The 22,293-nt window shown below is 41.2% G+C and carries 21 protein-coding genes; 12 read left to right on the forward strand and 9 right to left on the reverse strand.

The window, feature by feature from the left end:
* Positions 1 to 84: 84 nt before the first annotated feature.
* Both BMY70_RS08930 and BMY70_RS08935 read right to left on the reverse strand, forming a co-directional pair.
* Positions 85 to 432 (reverse strand): hypothetical protein, encoded by a 348-nt coding sequence (locus BMY70_RS08930; RefSeq protein ID WP_218148614.1) that lies wholly within the window; start codon positions 430 to 432, stop codon positions 85 to 87.
* A gap of 213 nt (positions 433 to 645) precedes the next feature.
* Positions 646 to 1,320: an NAD(P)-dependent oxidoreductase gene (locus BMY70_RS08935; RefSeq protein ID WP_090334844.1), complete on the reverse strand. Its 675-nt coding sequence runs from the start codon at positions 1,318 to 1,320 to the stop codon at positions 646 to 648.
* A 384-nt stretch (positions 1,321 to 1,704) separates the two neighbouring features.
* Here BMY70_RS08935 and BMY70_RS08940 point away from each other — a divergent pair, with 384 nt between their 5' ends.
* From BMY70_RS08940 to BMY70_RS08970, 7 genes are all read left to right on the forward strand, one after another.
* Positions 1,705 to 2,220 carry a hypothetical protein gene (locus tag BMY70_RS08940; protein WP_090334845.1) on the forward strand — a complete coding sequence of 172 codons (516 nt, stop codon included), beginning with the start codon at positions 1,705 to 1,707 and terminating at the stop codon, positions 2,218 to 2,220.
* Between the two features lie 127 nt (positions 2,221 to 2,347).
* Positions 2,348 to 2,926, forward strand: coding sequence for a Crp/Fnr family transcriptional regulator (locus BMY70_RS08945; RefSeq protein WP_090334846.1), 579 nt, complete (start codon positions 2,348 to 2,350; stop codon positions 2,924 to 2,926).
* 228 nt (positions 2,927 to 3,154) lie between these two features.
* Positions 3,155 to 4,030 carry a pirin family protein gene (locus tag BMY70_RS08950; protein ID WP_090334847.1) on the forward strand — a complete coding sequence of 292 codons (876 nt, stop codon included), beginning with the start codon at positions 3,155 to 3,157 and terminating at the stop codon, positions 4,028 to 4,030.
* Between the two features lie 160 nt (positions 4,031 to 4,190).
* Positions 4,191 to 4,769: a nitroreductase family protein gene (locus tag BMY70_RS08955; RefSeq protein WP_090334848.1), complete on the forward strand. Its 579-nt coding sequence runs from the start codon at positions 4,191 to 4,193 to the stop codon at positions 4,767 to 4,769.
* Between the two features lie 7 nt (positions 4,770 to 4,776).
* The gene (locus tag BMY70_RS08960) at positions 4,777 to 5,112 is read left to right on the forward strand and encodes a PleD family two-component system response regulator (protein WP_218148615.1); all 336 of its coding nucleotides are present in this window, start codon (positions 4,777 to 4,779) and stop codon (positions 5,110 to 5,112) included.
* 72 nt (positions 5,113 to 5,184) lie between these two features.
* A complete protein-coding gene (locus BMY70_RS08965; RefSeq protein ID WP_090334849.1) occupies positions 5,185 to 6,117 on the forward strand; it encodes a ring-cleaving dioxygenase in 933 nt (310 codons plus the stop codon).
* 94 nt (positions 6,118 to 6,211) lie between these two features.
* A complete protein-coding gene (locus BMY70_RS08970) occupies positions 6,212 to 6,832 on the forward strand; it encodes an alpha/beta hydrolase (protein WP_090334850.1) in 621 nt (206 codons plus the stop codon).
* 85 nt (positions 6,833 to 6,917) lie between these two features.
* On the opposite strand, the gene BMY70_RS08975 is transcribed toward BMY70_RS08970, so the two are convergent.
* From BMY70_RS08975 to BMY70_RS09010, 7 genes are all read right to left on the reverse strand, one after another.
* On the reverse strand, positions 6,918 to 7,817 hold the full coding sequence (locus BMY70_RS08975; protein WP_090334851.1) for a hypothetical protein: 900 nt from the start codon (positions 7,815 to 7,817) through the stop codon (positions 6,918 to 6,920).
* A gap of 78 nt (positions 7,818 to 7,895) precedes the next feature.
* Positions 7,896 to 9,941, reverse strand: coding sequence for a beta-L-arabinofuranosidase domain-containing protein (locus tag BMY70_RS08980; protein ID WP_090334852.1), 2,046 nt, complete (start codon positions 9,939 to 9,941; stop codon positions 7,896 to 7,898).
* 99 nt (positions 9,942 to 10,040) lie between these two features.
* Positions 10,041 to 10,856, reverse strand: a complete 816-nt coding sequence (locus BMY70_RS08985) for an SDR family oxidoreductase (protein WP_090334853.1) — start codon at positions 10,854 to 10,856, stop codon at positions 10,041 to 10,043.
* Positions 10,857 to 11,192: 336 nt separating this feature from the next.
* On the reverse strand, positions 11,193 to 11,876 hold the full coding sequence (locus tag BMY70_RS08995; RefSeq protein ID WP_090334855.1) for an SIP domain-containing protein: 684 nt from the start codon (positions 11,874 to 11,876) through the stop codon (positions 11,193 to 11,195).
* 184 nt (positions 11,877 to 12,060) lie between these two features.
* Positions 12,061 to 12,921, reverse strand: coding sequence for a helix-turn-helix domain-containing protein (locus tag BMY70_RS09000; RefSeq protein WP_090334856.1), 861 nt, complete (start codon positions 12,919 to 12,921; stop codon positions 12,061 to 12,063).
* A 30-nt stretch (positions 12,922 to 12,951) separates the two neighbouring features.
* On the reverse strand, positions 12,952 to 15,519 hold the full coding sequence (locus BMY70_RS09005; RefSeq protein WP_229209544.1) for a M1 family aminopeptidase: 2,568 nt from the start codon (positions 15,517 to 15,519) through the stop codon (positions 12,952 to 12,954).
* A 30-nt stretch (positions 15,520 to 15,549) separates the two neighbouring features.
* Entirely contained in the window at positions 15,550 to 16,503 is a 954-nt protein-coding gene (locus tag BMY70_RS09010; protein WP_090334857.1) for an esterase-like activity of phytase family protein, read from the reverse strand.
* Positions 16,504 to 16,706: 203 nt separating this feature from the next.
* Between BMY70_RS09010 and BMY70_RS09015 the strand changes: the two genes are divergently transcribed.
* The 5 genes from BMY70_RS09015 to BMY70_RS09035 all read left to right on the forward strand — a co-directional run bounded on the left by BMY70_RS09015 (position 16,707) and on the right by BMY70_RS09035 (position 22,249).
* Entirely contained in the window at positions 16,707 to 19,070 is a 2,364-nt protein-coding gene (locus tag BMY70_RS09015; RefSeq protein WP_090334858.1) for a S9 family peptidase, read from the forward strand.
* 66 nt (positions 19,071 to 19,136) lie between these two features.
* A complete protein-coding gene (locus BMY70_RS09020; protein ID WP_090334859.1) occupies positions 19,137 to 19,898 on the forward strand; it encodes an NYN domain-containing protein in 762 nt (253 codons plus the stop codon).
* 114 nt (positions 19,899 to 20,012) lie between these two features.
* Positions 20,013 to 20,789: a 3-keto-disaccharide hydrolase gene (locus tag BMY70_RS09025; RefSeq protein WP_177196990.1), complete on the forward strand. Its 777-nt coding sequence runs from the start codon at positions 20,013 to 20,015 to the stop codon at positions 20,787 to 20,789.
* A gap of 126 nt (positions 20,790 to 20,915) precedes the next feature.
* Positions 20,916 to 21,794, forward strand: coding sequence for a cyclase family protein (locus tag BMY70_RS09030; RefSeq protein ID WP_090334861.1), 879 nt, complete (start codon positions 20,916 to 20,918; stop codon positions 21,792 to 21,794).
* A gap of 14 nt (positions 21,795 to 21,808) precedes the next feature.
* A complete protein-coding gene (locus BMY70_RS09035) occupies positions 21,809 to 22,249 on the forward strand; it encodes an acyl-CoA thioesterase (RefSeq protein ID WP_090334862.1) in 441 nt (146 codons plus the stop codon).
* The last annotated feature ends 44 nt before the right edge of the window (positions 22,250 to 22,293 follow it).

Genomic DNA, 22,293 nt, shown 5'->3' on the forward strand with positions numbered 1-22,293 from the left:
ATCCTCATAAAACAATACCGATGGTAGCACGAGCGCTATCAACAATCAGTAAATAAGAAAATTAGGAATACAAAAAGGAAATGATCAACCGAAATTCGGAGGGTTCAGCAGAGAAGATTGATGTTGGAAAGAATATAGATTATTCCACCAGAAACTATTTTTCACCTCAAATTCGGTTACCAGCGGCTCTGAAAATGCCAGGAACCGAAAATCGGTTATTACGTAGGAGTGAAGTGAATGTCCGCTTAACGAGGGAAGCGTTTCGTGCTGATGTTTCTCTGAATCAGGAGCGTTTTGCGCATGCTGTGAGGCTGTTGCATAGTGCATTTGCATAAAAGTCCAGAATGAAATTTGCCCTTTACTTTCCTGTTTGTGTTTTTCGAAATGCGCCATAAGCTGTGGCAAACGGCTCAATTCCTCCCAACATTCCATGGAAGGTAAAAAGCTGCCCAGCAATATGTGAAAACTCAATAAACAGGCGAAAATACGTATCAAGATACTTTTCAGATTTTACTTGTCTTACGAATATTCAAAGATAGAAATTTTACGAGCAAGTCAATTTTCACAAAGAATAAATGCAAAAAGTACTTAGTAAAGTAAAATCCCGGCAGAAAAATTAATTTTTTGTGCCGGGATTTCCAGTGATCAGTGTTTTAAATTATACAAAAAAGGTGCTTTTCTTATGTACTTTTTGTCAGTCAATTGCTCTTCCAAAAAAAAGGCGATATCAGCAGTACTGATTTGTTGTCCGAGACAGTCCTTTGTATTTGAATCTGTTGGGAAATTTTCGCCGGTATATTCGATCATGGGAAGCCTGACTAACGTCCAGTCCAGTTGATTTTTTACAAGAAGATCATATGCTTTCGCGCGGTCGTCATGTATGGCCGGAAAGTTTTGTTTCATCCAGTTTGTTGCGGCCCTTGTCTTTTCACTTTTGTTGTCAAAAGGCGTATCGACATTTACTCCGGCAACAAGAATATAACGCTGAATATCAAATTCTTGCATCGCTCTTAACACATGCTCAGTTGCAGTGCTCGCAACCATCGGCTCGCCGGGACGTTGACCTATCGTACTGATAACCGCCTGACAACCAGAAAGCAGTTTTTGAATATCTTTATATACCACCGCATCACCTTTCACGATTTCGACACGAGGATTATTAAGAGTTAAAGAAAATTCGTCTGTTAAAACTGTGTCGGTTTCAGGGATATTTCTAAGCAGAATTTTTAAATGATATCCCTTGGAAAGAAGATAACTGACAAGATATTTACCCGTTCTGCCTCCGCCGCCAAGAACGGCAATTTTTATGTTTTGATCCATTTTTCTTCTTTGTAAAATATAAACTACAAGATTTCTTTGCTGATTTTCAGAATGAAAATCAACAGTTTTGCGGCCATACCGTAAATGGCTGCTCTGGTTTCAATATTTTACAAAGAGATTTGAATAATCAAAAATAGGAAATATTATGATCCGGCATAGTTTTTCCTTTGCCAACAGACTTATTTCACATTATATATTTCAATTTTTTCATATAACAACAGGAACCGAAGGGTAACAATCTAGGTTAGCAATGCAGCCTGACCGCTTTTCAAGAACGTGTTAAAACGGATCCGGGTTGCACAGATGCGATAAGCCAGTTACTTTTGGAATGAGAAAGTTGGCTGTGGCAGTGCAAAAAATGATTAATAAAAATTTTCAAATATCATGAGTCGCTATTTAAAAGGTTTTGAAAGTAATCCTGTAAATTCTGAGCTGATCGAAGTGCTTGATCAGGCGGTTGGAATTTTATACAATAAAAGTGCTGGCGCTGAATCAAATGGCAAAATTTCTGACGGACCAGTTGGTTACGAATTATCGGAAATGCCTGATCACGTCGTTACGAAATCGTTTGAAATAATTACCTGCAAAGCTGCGGTGGGCAATCCCGCCGAGGATCTTGCAGAAAAACTATATGATTGTTTCTATGCCTGGCTGGTTGACAAAGAAGATGGCGAAGCATTGATTGAAGATTTCGACGGTCCGAAAGAAAATGTACCGGTTTCCTATATCGTTACCAACGAACCGTATTTTGTAGAACCGTTCAAAAATCTTGGCGTTAATTTTGATCTGAAAGCAGATGTTGACGGCAGAACTCCAGAATTGTTCGGTGAAGAATTTGCGAAGGAAATTGTCTGGACTTATACTTTCGAAGTTCGTATCTGTACGCCTGACAAAAAGTAACTTCGCGATTTTGTCAACTATAAAATTGACATAGATACTTTTGAATATATTCTGAGAAGTCAAGTACAAAATTTGACTTCTCTTTCTCTACCCTTCCGAAGCTGAAAATCTTCCAAACATCTCTTCTATGTTCGACCGGATCAATACCTATATCATACGCCACACCAACCTGACGGTCGAAGAACTTGCTTACTTTAATTCAGTTCTGCAATATAAAACCTTTCCTAAAAAGACAATTTTGCTTCATGAAGGCGAGGTTTGCAATTTTGAAGCTTTCATTAATAAGGGATGCATACGGATGTATTATATCGACGAAAACGGTTTTGAAGTTACTCTGCAATTCGCGATCGAGGATTGGTGGGTGAGCGATATTGCTAGCTTTCACGATCAAAAGCCGAGCGCCATGTTCATCGAAACATTGGAAGAATGTGAATTGCTGATTCTTTCTCCTCAAACAAAAGAGTCGTTGCTGGCCCGCGTTCCGCAGCTTGAAAGAATGTTCCGGATTCTTGTGCAGCGTAACCTTTCCAGTTTGCAGGGCCGTTTGTTCAAAACTATTGCCACCAGTGCTCAAGACAAATATCTTGATTTTATAAAGCGCTATCCTACAATCCCCCAGCGTGTTCCACAACATTATATTGCTTCTTACCTTGGCATTTCTGCCGAATTTCTGAGCAAAGTCAGGACCAAACTTTCCAAAAAATAACTCTCTCTTCCCCTGCTTTCTTGTCCTGGTTCAATGTTTCCCTTTTTCGGTTACTGTTCCTTTGTATTGTTAATTTATTAACGCAACAATAAAAAGAACGCACTGCTCAGCCAGGCTAAACACATCGTCAAAAAATAAGGGCCGATTGTTTTTCTTGTCCTAGTTCAATGCCAGTCGCTCACAAAACAGAGAAATTTGTATCATTAAATCGATAAACGACAATAAATCATGGAAAGAAAAGATTTTATCCGCAAAGGCCTGATGGGAACTGGAATGTTCGTAGCGTCGGCATCGGTTGGAAGTGTGATCAAAAACGATATTGACGAATTAAAAGAACTTGATGTGATTGGTTTCAATCATTTGCCAAATACAGAATCAAAAGTAAAAGCTAACACCGTTCTTCATAAAGCAGATACCCGCGGACATGCAAATCATGGCTGGCTCGACAGTCACCATACGTTCAGTTTCGCAAATTATTACAATCCGGACAGGATGCATTTTGGCGTACTGCGTGTATTAAACGACGACCGTGTGGACGGTGGAAAAGGTTTTGGAAGACACCCTCATGACAATATGGAAATTATTTCCATTCCGTTGGAAGGTGATCTGGAACACAAAGACAGCATGGACAATGTAGCTGTGATCAAACATGGAGATATCCAGGTGATGAGTGCCGGAACCGGTATTTTCCACAGTGAATACAACAAAAATGAAGATCAGGATGCTAAGTTTTTGCAAATCTGGTTGTTTCCAAAAAGCAAAAATGTTACACCAAGATACGACCAGTTAACGCTGAATGTAGAAGACAGACACAATAATTTGCAGCAGATTTTGTCTCCAAATGCGGATGACGAGGGCGTTTGGATCAATCAGGATGCCTGGTTTCATATGGGAAAATTCGATAAGGATTTCTCGGCAGAGTACAAATTGAAAAATCCTAAAAATGGTGTTTATGCCTTTGTGTTGAAAGGTGATATCACCATTGAAGAACACGCCTTGAACCAACGCGACGGGCTTGGGATCTGGGATACCGACAGTATATCTATCAAAGCAAATTCGCAGGATGCCGAAGTGCTTTTGATGGAAGTACCCATGTCTATTTAGCTGTTAGCGTTTGGCTGGTAGCTAAATGGCCTGATTCCAATATCTTGTAATTTCTGAAAGCTAACACGCAAACAACTGACAATATAGATAATTTAAACCGTCCGAAGAGTCGGAAGTACCAAACTAACCGCTAACGCCTAATCGCTAAAAGCCAAAATCCATGGATCATATTAAAATTGCAAATACAAAGCACGATGTGCTTGACTTGATAAAAAACAGATGGAGTCCGCGTTCATTTTCTGATAAAGTTATTTCGGAAAATGATTTGAACACAATTCTTGAAGCGGCAGCCTGGGCTGCCAGCGCGAATAATGAACAGCCTTGGCAATACTATTATGCCTCGAAGAGCAGTGACGGATTTGCGCGTATCGCAGACAGTTTATTTGGAGGAAATAAGCCATGGGCTCAAAATGCTGACGTACTGATTGTCGCTGTTGCACGTAAAACTTATGAGGCCAATCAAACAGAAAATCCAACTGCGTTGCATGATTTGGGAATGGCCAACGCCAATTTGCTTTTGCAAGCTTCTGAACTAAATATTTACGGCCACATGATGGGTGGTTTTGACAAGGCGAAAATTTCCGAAACGCTGGAACTTTCCGAGACTCAGGCAGCTGTTGCGGTCATAGCGCTCGGTTACCGCGATGAAGCTGAAAAACTGGAAGAGCCATTCAAAACCCGGGAATTGACACCTCGTGTTCGCAAACCTTTGAATGAATTTGTTTTCCCGCAAAACTGAAAAAATCATGGAACCTGTGAAAGTAAATATTCTGGTGATCGGCCGACACGAAGAAATTCTTGAAACCGTCTTGCGGATCATCAATAAAAGTGAGAACTGGATCGCTTTGGGAGCATTAACAGACGAAGAGGCAATTGCTTTATTTGAAAAACAGAAGTTCGATATCGTCCTGTTATGTGGCGGTATCCAGGAAGAATGTGAGGCCGTTTTACGTGATACTTTCAAGCGAAAGGATCCTGAAATTATCATTATTCAGCATTATGGCGGCGGAAGTGGTTTGTTAAGTAACGAAATCATTCACGCGCTTTCGCAACGGACTTCTTTAAAAAATGACAATGCCTGATTTTCTTGTCCTAGTTCAATGTTGAGGGCTCAGAAACTTTGGAAATTTGCATAACAAAAAAATAAAACAATCATGGAAAATCAAATCTTAGGTCTGCATCATATCACTGCCATCGCAGGAAACGCGAAACGTAATCACGATTTTTATACACAAGTATTGGGTTTAAGATTGGTTAAAAAAACTGTGAATTTTGATGATCCCGGAACATACCATTTTTATTATGCCGACGAAGTTGGATCTGCCGGAACAATACTAACATTTTTCCCTTGGGAAGGAACAGCACAAGGCCGTACAGGAACAGGACTTGCTACGGATATCGGATACTCAGTACCCAAAGGAAGCCTTGACTTCTGGGCCGACCGTTTTACACAATTTAAAGTAAAACAAGGAAACAAAGACGAGAAATTCGGTGAGTTATATCTTCCTTTTCAAGATCCTGATGGTTTGAAAATAAATCTGATCGAATCGAAATCAGAAGATACCAGAAAACCCTGGGAGACAGCGGACGTGAAAGCGGATGTGGCCACAAAAGGGTTTCACAGCATTGTCCTGACTTTGAAAAATATAAAACCAACGGCTGAAATTTTGACCGATATTTTCGGGTATAAATTATTAGAACAAGAAGGAAACCATTACAGATTCATCACAGACGCGGTTGAAAACGCAGCCATCGTAGATTTGATCGAATCGCCAAATGAAGAGCGCGGTTACAATGCGGGAGGGACCAATCATCACGTTGCTTTCCGAGTGAAAAACGATCAGATTTTAATGGAATTCCGTGAAAAAATTGCCCGGAAAGGTCTGAACATTACGCCAAAAATTGATCGCGATTACTTCTTTTCTTTATATTTCAGAGAACCAGGCGGAGTTTTGTTCGAGCTTGCGTCTGAAAACCCAGGCTTTGCGATCGATGAGTCTGTTGAAAATTTGGGGAGCAGTTTACAACTTCCAAAACAATATGAAGCATCGCGTAAAGAAATAGAAAAAATATTGCCAAAGTTGTAAGAGCTTGTCAGAGCTTCGAAGGGAAAGCGCGGATTAACCTCCACGCTTCCCGCTTCATAGAAATACAACTTGCGCCACATTAAGTTTTGAAATCATGCATACGAAAAAAGTAGTAACCGCAGGAAAAAATATTGACGAAACTGATAAAGTTTTGATCTTGATTCACGGCCGGGGCGGAAGTGCAGAGGATATTCTATCGCTGGCTGCACATCTGAATACCAAAGATTATGCGCTTCTTGCCCCACAGGCCACCAATAATACCTGGTATCCAACGTCATTTCTGGCGGCGCCGTCAGTGAATGAGCCCTGGTTATCATCCGCATTGCAAATTATTGATGAAGTTGTTGCTGATGTAGTTTCCAAAGGAATTTTGAAAGAGAATGTTTTTCTCGGCGGATTTTCTCAGGGTGCTTGTTTGACGCTGGAATATGTGACCAGAAATGCAGGCAGATATGGCGGCGTGGTCGCGTTCACAGGTGGATTGATCGGAGACAAAATCTATTCTGAAAATTATTCGGGAGATTTTGATGGTACTCCGATTTTCATCGGTACGAGCGATCCTGATCCGCACGTTCCTGTGACAAGAGTTAACGAAACGACTGGTATTCTGGAGTCGATGCGTGCCAAGGTGACCACAAAAATTTATCCAAACATGGGACATACCATCAGTCGGGACGAAATTGAAAAAGCCAATACACTGATTTTCAACCGTTAATTAATAATTAAAAACCGAAGATCGTTAGGCGAATGCTCAGCGATCTTCGGTTTTTAAATTTTTACCGTAAAACCTATCTCGAGATTTACTCGCGATGATTTAGGTCGCCGTCATGAAGACCAATCGCGAACACATATCGAAGCGAAATCCCAAAGGACATTCCGGTTCCATCCGCCTTGATGGTTGACTGCTGCGTTTGTACTTTATTAACAAAATACGCCATATCTGTTGTTAGGGAAGTTCCAAATCCCCATTGTTTTCTGGCATAAAAACTCAGATCAAGTGCCTTGGCCACCTTCAAAACATACTCCGCAGTAATATCAGCAAAACTTGTGATCTTCGAACTCGTATGCGTGTCACTGGTCAAAAACAATGTATCTAAAATTGGTCGCCGGCCTTGTCTCGCGTAACCTTCAAATTGAAGATATTCTTTCTGTTTTCCTGAATTGGGAACAATACCAGCTCCTGCACCAATCCAAAATGCGGACTTTCGAAGAGAAGAATTTGACCTCCCAAATAACAAGCGACGCTTTCCTCGTAAAGCAAGATTGTTCTTATCGTTTTCCATTTTATACTCCATCGGATAATCACCGTTGATCACCAATATGTTGTGAATCGGCGAACGCGAATAGTCCAGCTCCAGCGCCCATTTTTCCTGGTTTATCCAGCCCAGAGAAACACTATATCCCGATTTCATCCCTGTCCTGGTATCAATCAGGCCGTTAAACGTATTCGAAATAGAGCTTTTATCCATTCTCATAAACCCGTCGATTCCGAAATATAAACGGTTGCGGATCCTGATTTTATTTATTTGCGATAAAACTGTTTCCGCCCGGTGCGTTTTGAATTTATTGATCTGGGGACTTACCGGCTCATAATTTGGTTTAACAGGCGCCGTCACAGGGTTGTAGTAATCTTCATTGCTCTGCGCATGGGTCAGTTGAGTGCAAAGAGAAATAAGTAACAAAGTGTAAAGTGTCTTCATAAAAAAGGGTTCTGACTTTATCTGGCCTTACGCCTAAAAAGTTGGAACCGTTGCATGATCTAAAAATTTGATTCAGCGTTATTTAACTACCGGAAATGCTACAATGCGTACTTTGGTAAAACCGTATGGAACAAGTTTAATTTTCTCTGTTTTTTGTTCAACTTCCCCCCGATAAATTCCGGTTCTGTCACTTACAGGCTGATGCGCCACTCCATCAACCGCTTTCCAGTTCGGTATCTTTTTTGCCGGAGCGGTAATCTCAATTGGCGCATGTTGTAAATTCCATACAAATTTATCGGAAATCGGCTTTACTTCAACGGTTAAATATGCTTTCGGGTCTTTGACGATGTTTTCTAAAAGACCGTAATTCCAATCCGACTTTGGGTAAACGCTGAAATAATCCCCCTCTTCTTTCTGATTTCCCTTCTCCCACTTCTCTTCCAGCTTCAATGCATAAACCAAAGGTCCCCGCTCAATAGTTCTCGAATTTCTACCCCAGTTTGACGTCGTCATTTCCATTGGAAATTCCAGTATCAGCTTATCGTTATTCTTCCAGATACGATCAATCGTTATGACCTGCCCGCCTTTTTCTCTTTTAAATTCCCTTCCGTTAAGAGTCAGAACAGCTTCTTTGCACCACGAAGGAATGCGTAGCTGCATCGGGAAAGCGACATCTTTTGAGGTTATAAATTCAAAATTAATTTTGTCCTCAAATGGATAATTAGTGATTTCCTTAATCGTAATTTCCGTATTTGTTTTTCCAACTTTCGTCGTAATCTCATTCGGACTATATTCTAAAGCAGCCAAGCCTTTTGCAGAAGTTCCATACCAAAGATGGCTTGCAAACTTTGTCCAGCCCTGGTGCATATTGGCAAGACAGCAGGTGTACCCGCTTCTCATGCCAAGCACATTATTCATTTCTCTTTCAAAAGGCAGAGAAAAGTCAAAAACGCCGCGGCTGATCTGGACCTGATTAGCTATCTGAAAATATTGTTTGGCATTATAATCATCAGTTGTCTGGGTGGGCAAAGCATTAAATGTCATGCGTTCCAAAGCATCCATGTATTGAATATCACCAGTAATTCCAATAATTTCTTCCAGCGAAAACATCGCTTCCGTTATTGCGCATAACTCCACACCTTGCGTCGGCGCATTGCCGTGAATGTCTTCGTCTCCTGAGAAAATACCCATCGGCAAGCCATGTAATGTCATCAAGTCGTTGAATCCTGTTTTCAATTGAGACAGGTATTTCAAATCTTTGGTACGCTGATAATTCATCGACGGAGATTTAAGAGCCATCGCCACGTTCACAGCGTGACGGCGCATCCAATGATCATCATTTTGTTGAGTTGCCGCTCCAATCGCCCAGGTTCTGTTACCAAACCATTCACTCCACTGAAATGATTGCGTCTCAATCAGGTTGGCCAGTTCAATCAGCGATTTGTCATGATTTATGCTGTAAAGCCATTGCGCGATCATAATGTTATCAGCTCCGCGCGACTCCGCCCATTCTGACCATTTTTTGATCGGGCAACTTTTCAGGGCTTGAAGCTGATATTTAAAGTACTTAGTCATGAATGGTATAACACGCTGATCATCAGAGGCCAGAAAATATTGGCGCATTACCTTCAGCATCACCATTTTAGGCCACCAGTCCTCCCCTGCTTCACAGTTCTCAGGTGTGATCAGCACTTTCTTCACGCGCTCTTCTTTGGTGACCGGGCCAAAATAACCGGATGGGCGCTGGTTTTCTATCGTCCAGTTGATATACCTTAAAACCTTTTCCTTCATGACTTTATCATCCAGAAGATATGCCAGCGGCACAGCTCCATCCAGCCAATACGGTGTTTCCTCCCAGCCATCGCCCCTTCCGCCAAGCCATCCGTTATCATTTTTCACTTTTGCATAAACTTCATCCAAATGCCCTGTCGTCCCATCCTGCATGATGTGCAGCTGATCCAGCAACCATCCTTTCGGTTTTATCGCTGTGATTGGAAGCTGGTGATAAGGCTGACTTTCTAGAAATGAAGTTGTCGTTTTTTGCGCGTTTATTTGAAATGATGCCAGACAAAATGTCAAAAAAGCAAAGCCTGTAATCCGGAACGAGGAAATTCTCATGGTCATAAATCAAAATATTTTCAACAGCTAATAAAGGTATTGAATATGGGAATTTACCTTAAAAGCGATTCATGGCTTGGAAATCCCTTTTTAACATATCTGAAATTATTCTCCAAAAAACCGCTTGTCAGCATACTTTAAATAATCCTCGTCACTCAACTGTTTGCGAAGCGCAAAAGCGTTCTGGGCGTCGGCACCGGCAATATACCTGAGCTGATCTTTACCGTCCGTTGCAGCTTCATACACCACTTCCGCGATATGGTCCGCAGTTGAATAGTTTTTGCGGCGTTCGGGTGAAGACAAAATATCAATGAAAGTTGATAGTTTTTCCTGGTAGGCCGGATGTAAACCTTTATCCAGCGAACGGCCGGCAAAATCCGTCGTGATACCGCCGGGGGCAACTGTTTTGATCCCTATCCCAAACGGTTTTAATTCAAACCACATACTTTCGCTCCACCCTTCCAGCGCAAATTTCGTAGCATGATAAACAGAATTGAACGGAAGTGTAACGTGACCGCCAATGGAAGTCGTCGTGATGAAAAGCCCCTTTTTATTTTCTCTGAAATGCTCCAAAAATGCTTTTGTGATACGTAAAACGCCAAGCAAATTTGTATCCAGCTGGCGGACAAGCTGCTCATCTTCAATACCTTCAAGCGGACCCGCCAATCCATATCCGGCATTGTTGAATACCACGTCAATAATTTCAAACCTGCCTACAGCCTCTTTTGCTACCGCAGCAATTTGCTCAGGATTAGTAACATCCAGCGCAAGCACATGAATATTTTCATGACTTTCGAGTTCAGCTCCGGCTGACGGATTTCGCATAGTAGCAATGACTTGCCAGCCTTTTTTTGCAAATAATAATGCCGTTGCCTTTCCTAATCCTGTTGAAGCTCCGGTAATGAATATGGTCTTTTTCATTTTTTCAGAATAGTCGGTGTTGGGTTGTAAATGTACTTTGTTTGTCCTAAGATCTGAAAATATTGACATCAACATTTATCTCATCAATTCACACAAATTATTCAAAAATGAATACGTCCAGAAAAGACAAGCACAGTGGATTATCCTGGGTCTTATTCCTGACGACTCGATCATTGTTGTTCCTGAATTAAATTCCTTAAAATTGATTAGGAATCAGCTTTATCAAAACTGCGCCAACAAAAAATATCATACAAAAAATCCCTCTGAGCCCAACTCAGAAGGATTTTTCATGGCTAATTTCAAATAATAATCTAAATCATAAGTTTCAATTAGTTCTTACGACCAAAATCCTTGCACACGGATGGTATCAGCCGAAGTTTTCTTCAATTCCTTTTTCAGATGAACACAAGTTGGAATATGCCCGGCCACGTAAACCGTAGCATTTTCGAGATCTTTGTCCTGTACCCATTTGGTGATGCCATGGAAACCTCCCTGATCTGTTTGTTCAACAGGAGTAATATCCCAATTGAAATATTCTGCGAATTCAATCCGGTGATTCTCTTCTGCAATAGCAATGGCGCCTGAAAGACTTTTTCCACCGGCAAGCTGTTGCAACGCAAGGTAGTGTCCGATGGTTGTCATGTCCCCGAAAGCGATCATTTTACCTTGTTCCGCCGGCTTGTGCATGGTTGAACCGACGCCCACATACGTAACATTATCTCCTTGTTTTAAAGACTGAACCCATTCGCTGCCAGGGCCTGCCTGGACGGCATCGATATAAAGTGTACAAGTTCTGGTTTCAACATCCCAGCCAGCCGGGGTATAATCCCGGTACACTCCCGGGCCAACTTTGATTTTTATATGCTGAACGCGATCCCATTTAGACATATCCATGAAAGGAAAATGGAAATCAACTTCGTAAAAGGTCGCAGGATACCAGGTTCTGATAGCCAGAACCGTTCCTTGTTTGGCTAATGAATTTTCAAATAAATTAAGAGCAGTTTGTTTTAAAATATTCATGACTTGTGGCGTTGGCTGTTAATAGATCAATTTATCATAACGGACTTTGATCGGGTAGACGTTTTCACTTTGCATTTTACTTTAACATGCATGTGAAATTTATTTTTGTCTGCTGTCCGTTTACATTACAAAACAACACCAGAACCGGGAAAGCGGAAAGACATAAATGGCGGGAATGACTGGACTATTTGCGGTATTGTTTCCTAAAAGCCAAAGCTGTGTCCCCGGTTACCTTATGGTATAACCGCGAGAAATAAGCCGGATCGTCGTAGCCTAGTTCAAAAGAAATTTCTTTCACGGTTAAATCCGTGTAGGAGAGAAGCCTTTTAGCCTCCAGAATAACCTCATATTGTATCCAATAAGTGGCAGAGAAGCCGGTTATATTTTTGACAACTTCGTTTAGATAAGAAGAAGTGATATAAAGAAGTCCCGCATACCCGGCAGGACTTTTCATGGATTTATAATTTTTAACAACCAAGCTTTTGAATGTATTGCTAATCTTAACCGGGCGGGAATCTTTTGCAAAATCTTTCTTTTTCTGCTGCTGAAAAATACTGGCAAAAGTTCCTGTACAAACCTGGGTAAGGGATCGCAGCATTTGTATCTGGAAAGGTGCGCCGTGCTGGTAATCAACCATTTCTTGTAATAAAAGAAGCGATTTATGAAGCATTTCTGCCGCCTGAGGATTTACAGGAACTGGCGACGCATATACTCCATAATCTTCGAAAACAGAACGGTATGTATCATCCAAAAAGCTATGGTCTGTTGCCAAAAGCCATCCGGAAGAATTTTCTGCTGCCATGATGTGATGTACCTGACCCGGTAAGACGCAAAAAGCGACGCAATCTTCAAAATTAATTTCCCGGAAATCAACCATCATTTTTCCATTTCCTTCTTGCTGAAACAGAAAAATATGATGATCATCCCTGTGAATTCCAAACACTGAAGCCTTCACAGCCGAAGCGCGGTCAACCCTGTGAATTTCCAAACCCAGATTGGTGCGGTCCGTGAGGGAATGAAGTGGAATTGACGTGTTTTCAGACATGCTCTTGTTAGAATTCAGTGAGTAAAAAAGCTAATTTTTTAGTTTAACCGCTCTGTCCAGCATATCGGTTGACTGCAAAATTTTATTTTTCAAGTAATAGGGATAGTCTGTCTTTTCTCTCAAAAAACCATTTGCAATGTCCGCAGCCTCCTTTTCTGAATGTCCGGAAAACGTATTGTGCAACCAACGCTGCGGGAAGAATATATCGCCTGTCAGCTGCACTTCCTGCAAAATATCAAGCGATGGCCTCAGGTACTTCAATGCACTTTTTGCTCGTAATGGATGATGCAAATAAGATAATGCTTCCAAGACCCAGGCTTCGTGCTCTCTGTTTTCTTCCTTTTTCAACGATTCGAAAAATTGATCACGCTCCTTCTCATCCTGGCTGATTGCCGGAATTACAAATTCCATTTTGGCCTTTCGGTCCGGATTTTTCGTATTGCTTAACTGCTTTGCCAGCACACCTTTTGCATCTACATGTCCTTTCAGCGCGAGTTCATATGCAAGTGAGATTTTATCGTCTTCCGACAATATAAGGTCTTTCACTTTCAGCTGATCATTCCAAAGAACTTCCAGCTTTCTGAGTCCGCTTTCAGTCATGGTCACATTTCGGAAAGCGCGGAAATAGGAATTTTTCATCCCCTTATCCGTCGTATTTTCAAGTAAACCCCACAGAATTTTCTCCGTGTTTTCCTGATTTTGTTTTCGCTGCTGATCCGTCAAAAATGTCCACCAGATCGTCTGAATATTTCCCAGTAAATAATCCGAAATCAAGGCATTATTTTCCCTTTGCAGTACATCTAACAAATAAGCCAGATATCGGTCAGATTTCGCGCCGTCACCACGGAGAAATCCTTCCCAGATATTAACCAGCATTGAACCTCTGAAGACAGGATTTTCGAACGTTGTATCCTTTCGAGTGCTGTAATGCAGGAAAAAATGATCTTCTGATACCGAATCCATTTTGAAATATCCATAAGCCTCCCCGTCAGAATTCGGGAAAATCATCGCTGGAAAATCAGGTTCCCTAACGCTTTGCAGTTGGTTACTCAGATTCAGTTTCAAACTTCCCTGCGCAAATTTTTCTTTCCAAAAGATCACAGCCGGCTGTTGCCAGATACGGTCAGATACAGAATCCTTTTTCTGACGAATCTCGATTTCTTCCTTTTCGCCAATCAGTTCATACTCCGGCATCCCCGGCGTTTTCACCCATACATTACTCCAATCTGCTATGTCAAGCGGACTTCTTTTGTCAATTATACCAATCAGATCATCCCAGCGCGCATTCCCGAACGAATATGTTTTCAGGTATTCGCGCAGACTTTCACGCATCATTTCCCCGCCAATTTTCTTTTCCAGTTGCCGCATCACGATAGGGGCTTTTTGGTAAATAATTCCTCCATATAAAGTGCCAGCATTTTTCAGATTTCCAAGTTGTTGCAGAATCGGATTGGTTCCGGCACTTCTGTCAACTTCATACGCACCCGGATAATGTGCCAGTATAAACCGCAGTTTGTGATTTATTTCCGGGAAGGATGGATGAACAATTTTAGCTGCCATAAAATTGGCAAAAACTTCTTTCAGCCAGACATCATTAAACCAGTCCATCGTTACCAGATCGCCAAACCACATATGCGCGGATTCGTGGGCAATCACACTGGCACGAGCCAATTGCTTATTTACGGGAGGGTTTTCATCCAGAAAAAGTGCCGATTCATTATAAAAAATAGATCCCGGATGTTCCATTCCACCATACTGAAAAGATGGAAGCAGCACAAAATCAAACTTCCCAAACGGATATTTAATCGCGGTATAGTCTTCGAGCCAGCTCACCGCTTTTGCGTGCAAACTAAAAACTTCATCGCTATTTCGATTAACTTTGGTACTATCAGTTTCCCGGTAATACATCGTCATTTCGCGGCTGCCGATTGTTTTTGATGCTTTGAAAAACTTTCCGGCCGCAAATGCAAAAAGATAAGAACTGATCGGTTTTGTCTTTTCAAAATGGTATATGCTGGTGTCACCAGAGGCAGCCTTTTCTTTTAAAGTTCCATTGGAAACAGCTTCCCAATTTTTAGGTGTTTTTAAAGTTAACTGATAAGATGCTTTAAGATTGGGCTGGTCAAACAAAGGAAAACAGGTAGAAGCACGATCAGGAACGAAGAGCGTATAGAGATATTCTTCATTGCGGTTCAAAGAAAGGTCGCCAGCGATAAACGCAATACTAATCCGGTTTTCACCTTTTACAAGTTGATCCGGATTGATGACAATATGTTCATTAATAAATTCATAATCAACCACTCTATCGCCCGATTTAACCGAAAGAACATGATTTGCATCATTGCTAAAATCAAGTATGAGCGCCGAATCAAGAGCATTCAGATTAAATGAAACAGTTTGTAGGCCCTGAATCTTCTCCGCCTTCTTTTCAGGAATAGTGAGCTCAATTGAATATTGAATACTGTCTAGCGTTTTCTTTCGATATTCATTCAGTGCGAAGGAAACGCCTTTTTCAACGACGTCATTTTTATTATTCTTACAACTAAAATTCATCAGCGAGATACTGATTAAAGATATAAGTAAATATCTGATTTTCATTAAGTATTGGCTTTATGCTATTTAATTTAACTACTTTTCTTTCAACAAAATCAATTGCGTCTGCTGATTATTTTTCATTCCCGGATTGTCATCTGTGATCAGCAAGAGCTGGCGTTTCCCGTCAACATTATTCCACCACGACATCCCTTCCAGATTATCTACGACCAACGGAAACCCTTCGTTAAAATCGAAAGCAGGTTTTGTATCTTTTTTCAGGTGTGATCCTTCAAGAGTTACCTGCCATAGTTTTGCCTTGATTTTATTAGTCACTTTCAGATCAAAACATCTTTCCAGAACCAGTAATTGATTTTCATTAACCGAAATTATTTCTGAAATTCCACCCCGTTTTTCTGTCGGACTTTGCGGACATCCACTTCTGTCAATGAGATAGGAATACACGCCAGCTTCGGCATAACCTGATGCCGCTTTTTCAAATTTCCTGAAATGGATCGTATCATTCCCAACTTCCGTCTCTCCCGTCCAACCCGCTTCCGGCGCCACCCAAACGCTCCCGTTTTCATTCACAGCTATCGCTTCAATTCCTTTATTATCTGCGGGAAGATGAAATGGTGGAATTAAAAAAGCAGGCGGAAATGACTCCATATAACTTACGTAAGTCGTCGTATCACAAGTCTCCGAATTGGCTGTGTATTCATTTTCAACCGCATAAAAAAACGTGTTCGACGTGGCGTCAAAACGAACCGCTTCATACCACAATCCCGTTTTTTTATATACGGCCAGCTTTTTCCTTTTACCAAAATCATGAATAGAATTTATACTATCAAAGATGAAATAATTGCCTCTGTCGCTGGCTAAGTGCCATTGATTTTTGGAAGGAATAAATTCAAGTCCGGATATTCCGTGCAGTACCCCCTCCGGTTTTTGAGGAAGTAAGGTGTAGTCAGACAACTCAAACTGGAGTGACTGCGCGTTTGCAATCGTATGGAAGAAAATAAATATGAGTAGTAAAATCAGGTTTTTCATTCCGGATAAGCTCGATTGAGGAGATCGCAAAAATAGTATAGATATAGGAGATAATGCTGATTGGGGTCGAAGAGTTTCTCACTTGCTGTTCAAAATATTAATCATCCAACAGATTCTTTGATAACGCCAGTAAAATACTGGATCAATGATCCAAATCTCCTAAATTGCGTGTCATGACAACTAATCTATCAATCCTGAAATTCATGAGAAAAATTTTCCAGGCAGCCACACTCCTTTTATTCAGCAGTTTATTTCCCTTAAAAGCACAGAAGTTAGGTACCCTCACCGTTGAAAAAATTATGAGGGACCCGAAGGCCTGGCTGGGGACTTCGCCCTCTGATATTAATTGGTCAGATGATTCAAGAACAATTTATTTCAACTGGAATCCTGATAAAAGCCTGTCCGACTCGCTTTACGGTTACTCTCTATCGGATAAAAAAATCATCAAAGTTTCTCAGGCTGACCGGAAAAAATTACCCGCGAATGACGGCGTCTATAACCGTTTGCACACATTAAAAATTTACGAAAAAGCCGGCGATCTTTTTCTGATCAATTATCAGGATTTCAAGATCCGCCAGCTGACAAAAACTATTGAGCGTGAAACCGATCCGCAGTTTAGCGGGGATGAGCAAAATGTGGTTTTCAAACGCGGCGATAATTTATTCAGCATATCAATCTCAACCGGTTTGCTGACACAACACACAGACTTCAAATCAGGCACAAAAAAATCTGACACTAAATTAAATCCGGAAGAAAAATTTCTGAAAGATGATCAGCTTTCCATGTTCGAGATTTTGAAAGAAAGAAAAGAGAAAAAAGATGCGAGCAAAAAAATCTCCGAGGCTGAAAGGCCTGATTATCCGAAAGAAATTTACTTCGGCGACAAACGCGTTCAAAACCAGAAATTAAGTCCTGATAACCGATTTGTTACCTATCAGTTGATACAAGCAGACAAATCGGCTAAGTCAGCAAATGTTCCCAATTACGTTACTGAATCAGGTTTTACAGAAGACATTTTCAGTCGCGTGAAAGTTGGTGCGCCAGGTTCGACCTATGAATTCTGGGTTTACGATACTAAAAAGGATACGACCAGAAAGCTTAGCATCAAAAATATCCCTGGCATTTACGACAAACCTGATTATCTGAAAGATTATCCGAAACAGGACACCGTCAAGAAAAATAAAGAGCGCTCTGTGATTGTCCATGGTCCTTTTTGGTCAGAAAACGGACAAAATGCAGTTGTCATTATTCGTTCCGTTGACAGTAAAGATCGCTGGATTATGGCGCTGAACCCTGATTCTTTATCCCTTCGTTTACTGGATCGGCAGCGCGACGAGGCCTGGATTGCAGGTCCGGGTATTGGAGGTTATGCGATGAGTGCCGGAGAAATTGGCTGGATCAACGACCAAACCATTTATTTCCAAAGCGAGGCAACAGGCTATTCGCATTTGTATTCGCTCGATATTGCTTCCGGTAAGAAAACACAGCTGACATCAGGAAAATTCGAAGTGCAAAAAGTGCAGCTTTCCAAAGACAAACGGACATTTTATCTGACCACCAATGAAGTACATCCGGGCGAACAGCATTTTTACAGTATGGCTGCCACAGGTGGCGCGAGGAAACGGATCACACAACTACCAGGTGGAAATGAAGTAAGCCTGTCGCCTGATGAAAGCAAACTTGCGATACGATATTCGAACAGCAATACGCCCTGGGAGCTTTTCGTGATGGATAACAATGCGACTGCCAAACCTGAACAAATTACAAAATCGACCACCGCAGAATTTAAATCATATCCATGGCGCGAAGCGAAAGTGATTTCTTTCAAAGCCACGGACGGAGCTGATATTTATGCACGTGTTTACGAACCGAAAAAGTCAAATGGAAAAGCAGTGATTTTTGTTCACGGAGCCGGATATCTGCAAAATGCGCATAAGTGGTGGAGTACTTATTTCCGTGAATACATGTTCCATAATCTATTGACTGACAAAGGATATACAGTTCTGGATATGGATTATCGGGCGAGTGCCGGATACGGTCGTGACTGGCGCACAGGAATTTATCGATTCATGGGTGGAAAAGACCTGACTGATAACGTCGACGGGGCAAAATATCTCGTAAAAAAATACGGAATCGACTCTAAAAAAATTGGAATATATGGTGGCTCTTACGGTGGTTTCATCACACTGATGGGCTTGTTCAAGACGCCTGATGTTTTCAAGGCAGGAGCTGCCCTCCGTCCGGTTACGGATTGGGCTGCTTACAATCATCCTTACACTTCCAACATTTTGAATGAGCCTCAATCGGATAGTCTGGCTTACCGCAAAAGTTCACCAATTTACCATGCTGCCGGTTTAAAAAACAACTTGTTAATCTGCCACGGTATGGTCGACGTCAATGTTCACTATCAGGATGTTGTGCGTTTGTCACAACGATTAATAGAACTGGGTAAAAATAACTGGGAACTTGCTTCTTACCCGATGGAAGACCATGGTTTTGTGGAAGCATCATCCTGGACAGATGAATATAAACGAATTTTAAAATTGTTTGAAGAGAAGTTAAAATAGTGAAATACGAAAGGCAAGGAACAGAATATTCCTTGCCCTTTGCCTATCTTCCTTTACCTTTATTGTATGGAAAATACCAGAGAACTTAGGCTTGCGGTGCTGATTGATGCCGACAATGTGCCGTATGCCAACGTAAAAGGTATGCTGGAAGAAATTGCTATTTACGGCACACCAACTTTCAAACGGATTTATGGTGACTGGACTAAACCTACCCTTTCGGGCTGGAAAACGGTTTTACTTGAAAATGCAATAACGCCTGTTCAGCAGTATAGTTACACGACCGGAAAAAATTCATCCGATTCTGCATTGATCATTGACGCCATGGACATTTTATATACCGGAAATGTGGATGGATTCTGTATTGTGTCCAGTGACAGTGATTTTACCAGGCTGGCCACGAGACTTCGTGAAGCAGGAATGAAGGTTTTTGGTATTGGAGAGAAGAAAACCCCATCAGCTTTTATTGCGGCCTGTAATAAATTTATCTACATCGAAATCCTCAAAAAAGAAACAAAACAAGAGACTGCAGTACTTGAAGCTTCAAAATCGGCCGTTGTTCCCAAAGAAGAAATTATCCCGGTTTCTAAAATTGACAAAGGGCTGATTAAATTAATTTCCGAAAGTATCAACGATCTTGCAGACGAAGATGGCTGGATTTTCCTGGGTGTTCTGGGCAACATGATCCTGAAAAAAAGACCTGAATTTGACCCGCGAAATTATGGTCATAAAAAATTACTGGATCTGATTCGCTCGATCAAAACGATTGAAGTAGAAGAGCGGCATACCGGGAAAAATAATACTTCGCATTTTTATGTTAAGACGAAGTAACTTTCCTTTCACAGCAAATTTCGAGTAATTAAAAAACCTCACTGACTTATATCATCAAATACAAGTTCAACAAAGACGCTTCAAATTATTACTCAAAACCAAATGACAAAATTTATGCCCTTTAATCGTGTAGGCCGTATCATTCCGGCTATCGTTATAAGTTTAGGACTGTTTACTTCTGCCTATTCACAAGTCGGTGTTGGAACCAAACCTGTGAAAGGTGCAGAAGTTTTTCTTGATGGTTCTAAAAAAATGCTGGATGAAAAATGGATTTATTGGAAAGGACCGCGGTTGAAGGCCGAGATGCCGATCAAATGGACTGTGGTGAATGATCCGGTTGACAAAGGTACCGTTATAAATTGTTTCGACCCGGCTGCGGCTGGCGGACTTTACGGCTCAGCCGACATTGTGACGAAGAAAGAGTTTCGCGATTTTCGTGCGCATGTGGAATTTCTCATAACCAAGGAAGGCGGAAATAGTGGCGTATATCTTCAAAACAGATATGAAATTCAGGTTTTGGACGGAGATACGACCTCGCACGGTATGGCTGCTATTATCAACGAGACAAAATCTCCTTACCAGGCATATAATGGCATTGGCAAATGGAATGCTTATGATATTCTCTTCCGCGCTGCACGATTTAAAGACGGAAAACTGGTCGAAAAACCGTTGGTTACACTTTATTTTAATGGTAAAAAAGTACATACCAATCACTCGATCAGCCAGGTTTGGGGTGGGCCTAATTCAGGCATCGATGGAGGGAATGATGGCGGGAAGGGAATTACCGACGTGCCCGGAGGACTAAAATTACAGTCAGAAGGACACAATGTCTATTATCGGAATATCTGGATTAAAGAAGAAGATTTGAAAAAAGCAGATACTAATTTCTAATTCAGCGATAATCAATTTATAATGTTGAGGAAGTGTAGCCGTTCATCAGGTTACACTTTTTTAGTTTACGAGAAAATGCAAAATTTACGGTTAAATGTAATGTCGGATTCAAGTTAATAAACCGTCATGGATAAAAGGGTAGTATTTGATTTCGAAATAGAATTCACAAACGGTGGCGGCATACAAGGCCAGGATTTCCGTCTGGATATTGAATCGGACACGGTTTCTGACAAAGAACTGGCAGATTATATCATCAAGGATCTTCGGCTGCTGATGGTTGGAAAAGTTAATATTCTTAACAAATACTACATCGGCGAAAAACATAAGCGGAAAACTGAAAAAGTTATTCCTTCTGAAAAATTTATCGATTTAAGCCATGTTATTTTTGATGGATTAATTACGTATAAGGGACTCCCCGCTCCGATTATCTGCGATTATTTAAGCCGGGAGAAATCCCGACAAAACTACGAAGCAGGAACAGAATTCCAGATTGGAAAAATTGAGATGGTGGCCAATACCGGCACTTATATTGACTGTCCGTTTCACCGCTTTGAGCACGGAAAAGACCTGTCCGAAGTGGACCTGGAAGCCTTTACAAATCTTGATTCTGTTACGGTTCATATTCCGGAATGCATGGAAATTACTGCTCAACATTTTAAAAATCTGGAAATCAGAAATAAGGCAGTACTGGTCAGGACGGATTGGTCTAGACATTGGAATACATATCTATATTTTGAAAATCATCCGTACTTAACCCAGGAAGCCGCCGAATATTTACGTGACTGCTGCGTGAAACTGGTTGGTATCGACAGCCATAATATCGACGATACGAGAGTAAAAAGCAGGCCTGTTCACACAACACTTCTTGGCTCAGAAATCCTGATCGTAGAACATCTCTGCAATCTGGATAAATTACCGTTTGAAAAATTCCGGTTCAGCGCCGTCCCGCCGAAATTTAAAGGTGTCGGAACATTTCCGGTACGCGCTTTTGCGACTATTATTTAAATAAAAACAATCGTATGATCAATCTGGAAGACGAAAAATCGAAGTATATTTTTACTATGAAACTGGATATTCGATGGAGTGATATGGATGAGCTTCGCCACGTCAACAACGCCGTTTATCTTACTTATTTCGAACAGGCAAGGGTATATTACTTTCAGGAAGCCTGCCAGTGGAACTGGAAAGAAATCGGTGTGATACTGGCTAGTGCCCACGTAGATTATTTGAGACCGGTCGTTTTCCCCAATCCAACTTATGTATACGTCAGAACCAGTAAAATCGGCACGAAAAGTTTTGAAATAAGTTATCTGATTACCAGTATCGTTAACGGCATTGAAGAACTTACAACTACCGGCCATACAACCATGGTTTTGTACGATTATGAATCTAATAAAAGCGTCTCCATTCCTGATTTTCTGAGAGAAAGGATCAGAGCATACGAAACCGTTGAAATCTAATTTTTTACTTAACCGGCATTGTCAAAAGAGGCTGATCACGCATA

The organism is Dyadobacter koreensis, assembly GCF_900108855.1.
GTDB classification, from domain to species: domain Bacteria; phylum Bacteroidota; class Bacteroidia; order Cytophagales; family Spirosomataceae; genus Dyadobacter; species Dyadobacter koreensis.

Excerpts from the sequence above, each read along its gene's own strand:
- BMY70_RS08960 (WP_218148615.1), top strand. The coding sequence starts at position 4,777 with ATGGAACCTGTGAAAGTAAATATTCTGGTGATCGGCCGACACGAAGAA.
- BMY70_RS09010 (WP_090334857.1), bottom strand. The coding sequence starts at position 16,503 with ATGAAAAACCTGATTTTACTACTCATATTTATTTTCTTCCATACGATT.
- BMY70_RS08995 (WP_090334855.1), bottom strand. The coding sequence starts at position 11,876 with ATGAATATTTTAAAACAAACTGCTCTTAATTTATTTGAAAATTCATTA.
- BMY70_RS08980 (WP_090334852.1), bottom strand. The coding sequence starts at position 9,941 with ATGACCATGAGAATTTCCTCGTTCCGGATTACAGGCTTTGCTTTTTTG.
- BMY70_RS08970 (WP_090334850.1), top strand. The coding sequence starts at position 6,212 with ATGCATACGAAAAAAGTAGTAACCGCAGGAAAAAATATTGACGAAACT.
- BMY70_RS08945 (WP_090334846.1), top strand. The coding sequence starts at position 2,348 with ATGTTCGACCGGATCAATACCTATATCATACGCCACACCAACCTGACG.
- BMY70_RS08935 (WP_090334844.1), bottom strand. The coding sequence starts at position 1,320 with ATGGATCAAAACATAAAAATTGCCGTTCTTGGCGGCGGAGGCAGAACG.
- BMY70_RS09030 (WP_090334861.1), top strand. The coding sequence starts at position 20,916 with ATGGATAAAAGGGTAGTATTTGATTTCGAAATAGAATTCACAAACGGT.
- BMY70_RS08950 (WP_090334847.1), top strand. The coding sequence starts at position 3,155 with ATGGAAAGAAAAGATTTTATCCGCAAAGGCCTGATGGGAACTGGAATG.
- BMY70_RS08975 (WP_090334851.1), bottom strand. The coding sequence starts at position 7,817 with ATGAAGACACTTTACACTTTGTTACTTATTTCTCTTTGCACTCAACTG.
- BMY70_RS09035 (WP_090334862.1), top strand. The coding sequence starts at position 21,809 with ATGATCAATCTGGAAGACGAAAAATCGAAGTATATTTTTACTATGAAA.
- BMY70_RS09015 (WP_090334858.1), top strand. The coding sequence starts at position 16,707 with ATGAGAAAAATTTTCCAGGCAGCCACACTCCTTTTATTCAGCAGTTTA.
- BMY70_RS09020 (WP_090334859.1), top strand. The coding sequence starts at position 19,137 with ATGGAAAATACCAGAGAACTTAGGCTTGCGGTGCTGATTGATGCCGAC.
- BMY70_RS08955 (WP_090334848.1), top strand. The coding sequence starts at position 4,191 with ATGGATCATATTAAAATTGCAAATACAAAGCACGATGTGCTTGACTTG.
- BMY70_RS09025 (WP_177196990.1), top strand. The coding sequence starts at position 20,013 with ATGCCCTTTAATCGTGTAGGCCGTATCATTCCGGCTATCGTTATAAGT.
- BMY70_RS09000 (WP_090334856.1), bottom strand. The coding sequence starts at position 12,921 with ATGTCTGAAAACACGTCAATTCCACTTCATTCCCTCACGGACCGCACC.
- BMY70_RS09005 (WP_229209544.1), bottom strand. The coding sequence starts at position 15,519 with ATGAAAATCAGATATTTACTTATATCTTTAATCAGTATCTCGCTGATG.
- BMY70_RS08965 (WP_090334849.1), top strand. The coding sequence starts at position 5,185 with ATGGAAAATCAAATCTTAGGTCTGCATCATATCACTGCCATCGCAGGA.
- BMY70_RS08930 (WP_218148614.1), bottom strand. The coding sequence starts at position 432 with ATGGAATGTTGGGAGGAATTGAGCCGTTTGCCACAGCTTATGGCGCAT.
- BMY70_RS08940 (WP_090334845.1), top strand. The coding sequence starts at position 1,705 with ATGAGTCGCTATTTAAAAGGTTTTGAAAGTAATCCTGTAAATTCTGAG.
- BMY70_RS08985 (WP_090334853.1), bottom strand. The coding sequence starts at position 10,856 with ATGAAAAAGACCATATTCATTACCGGAGCTTCAACAGGATTAGGAAAG.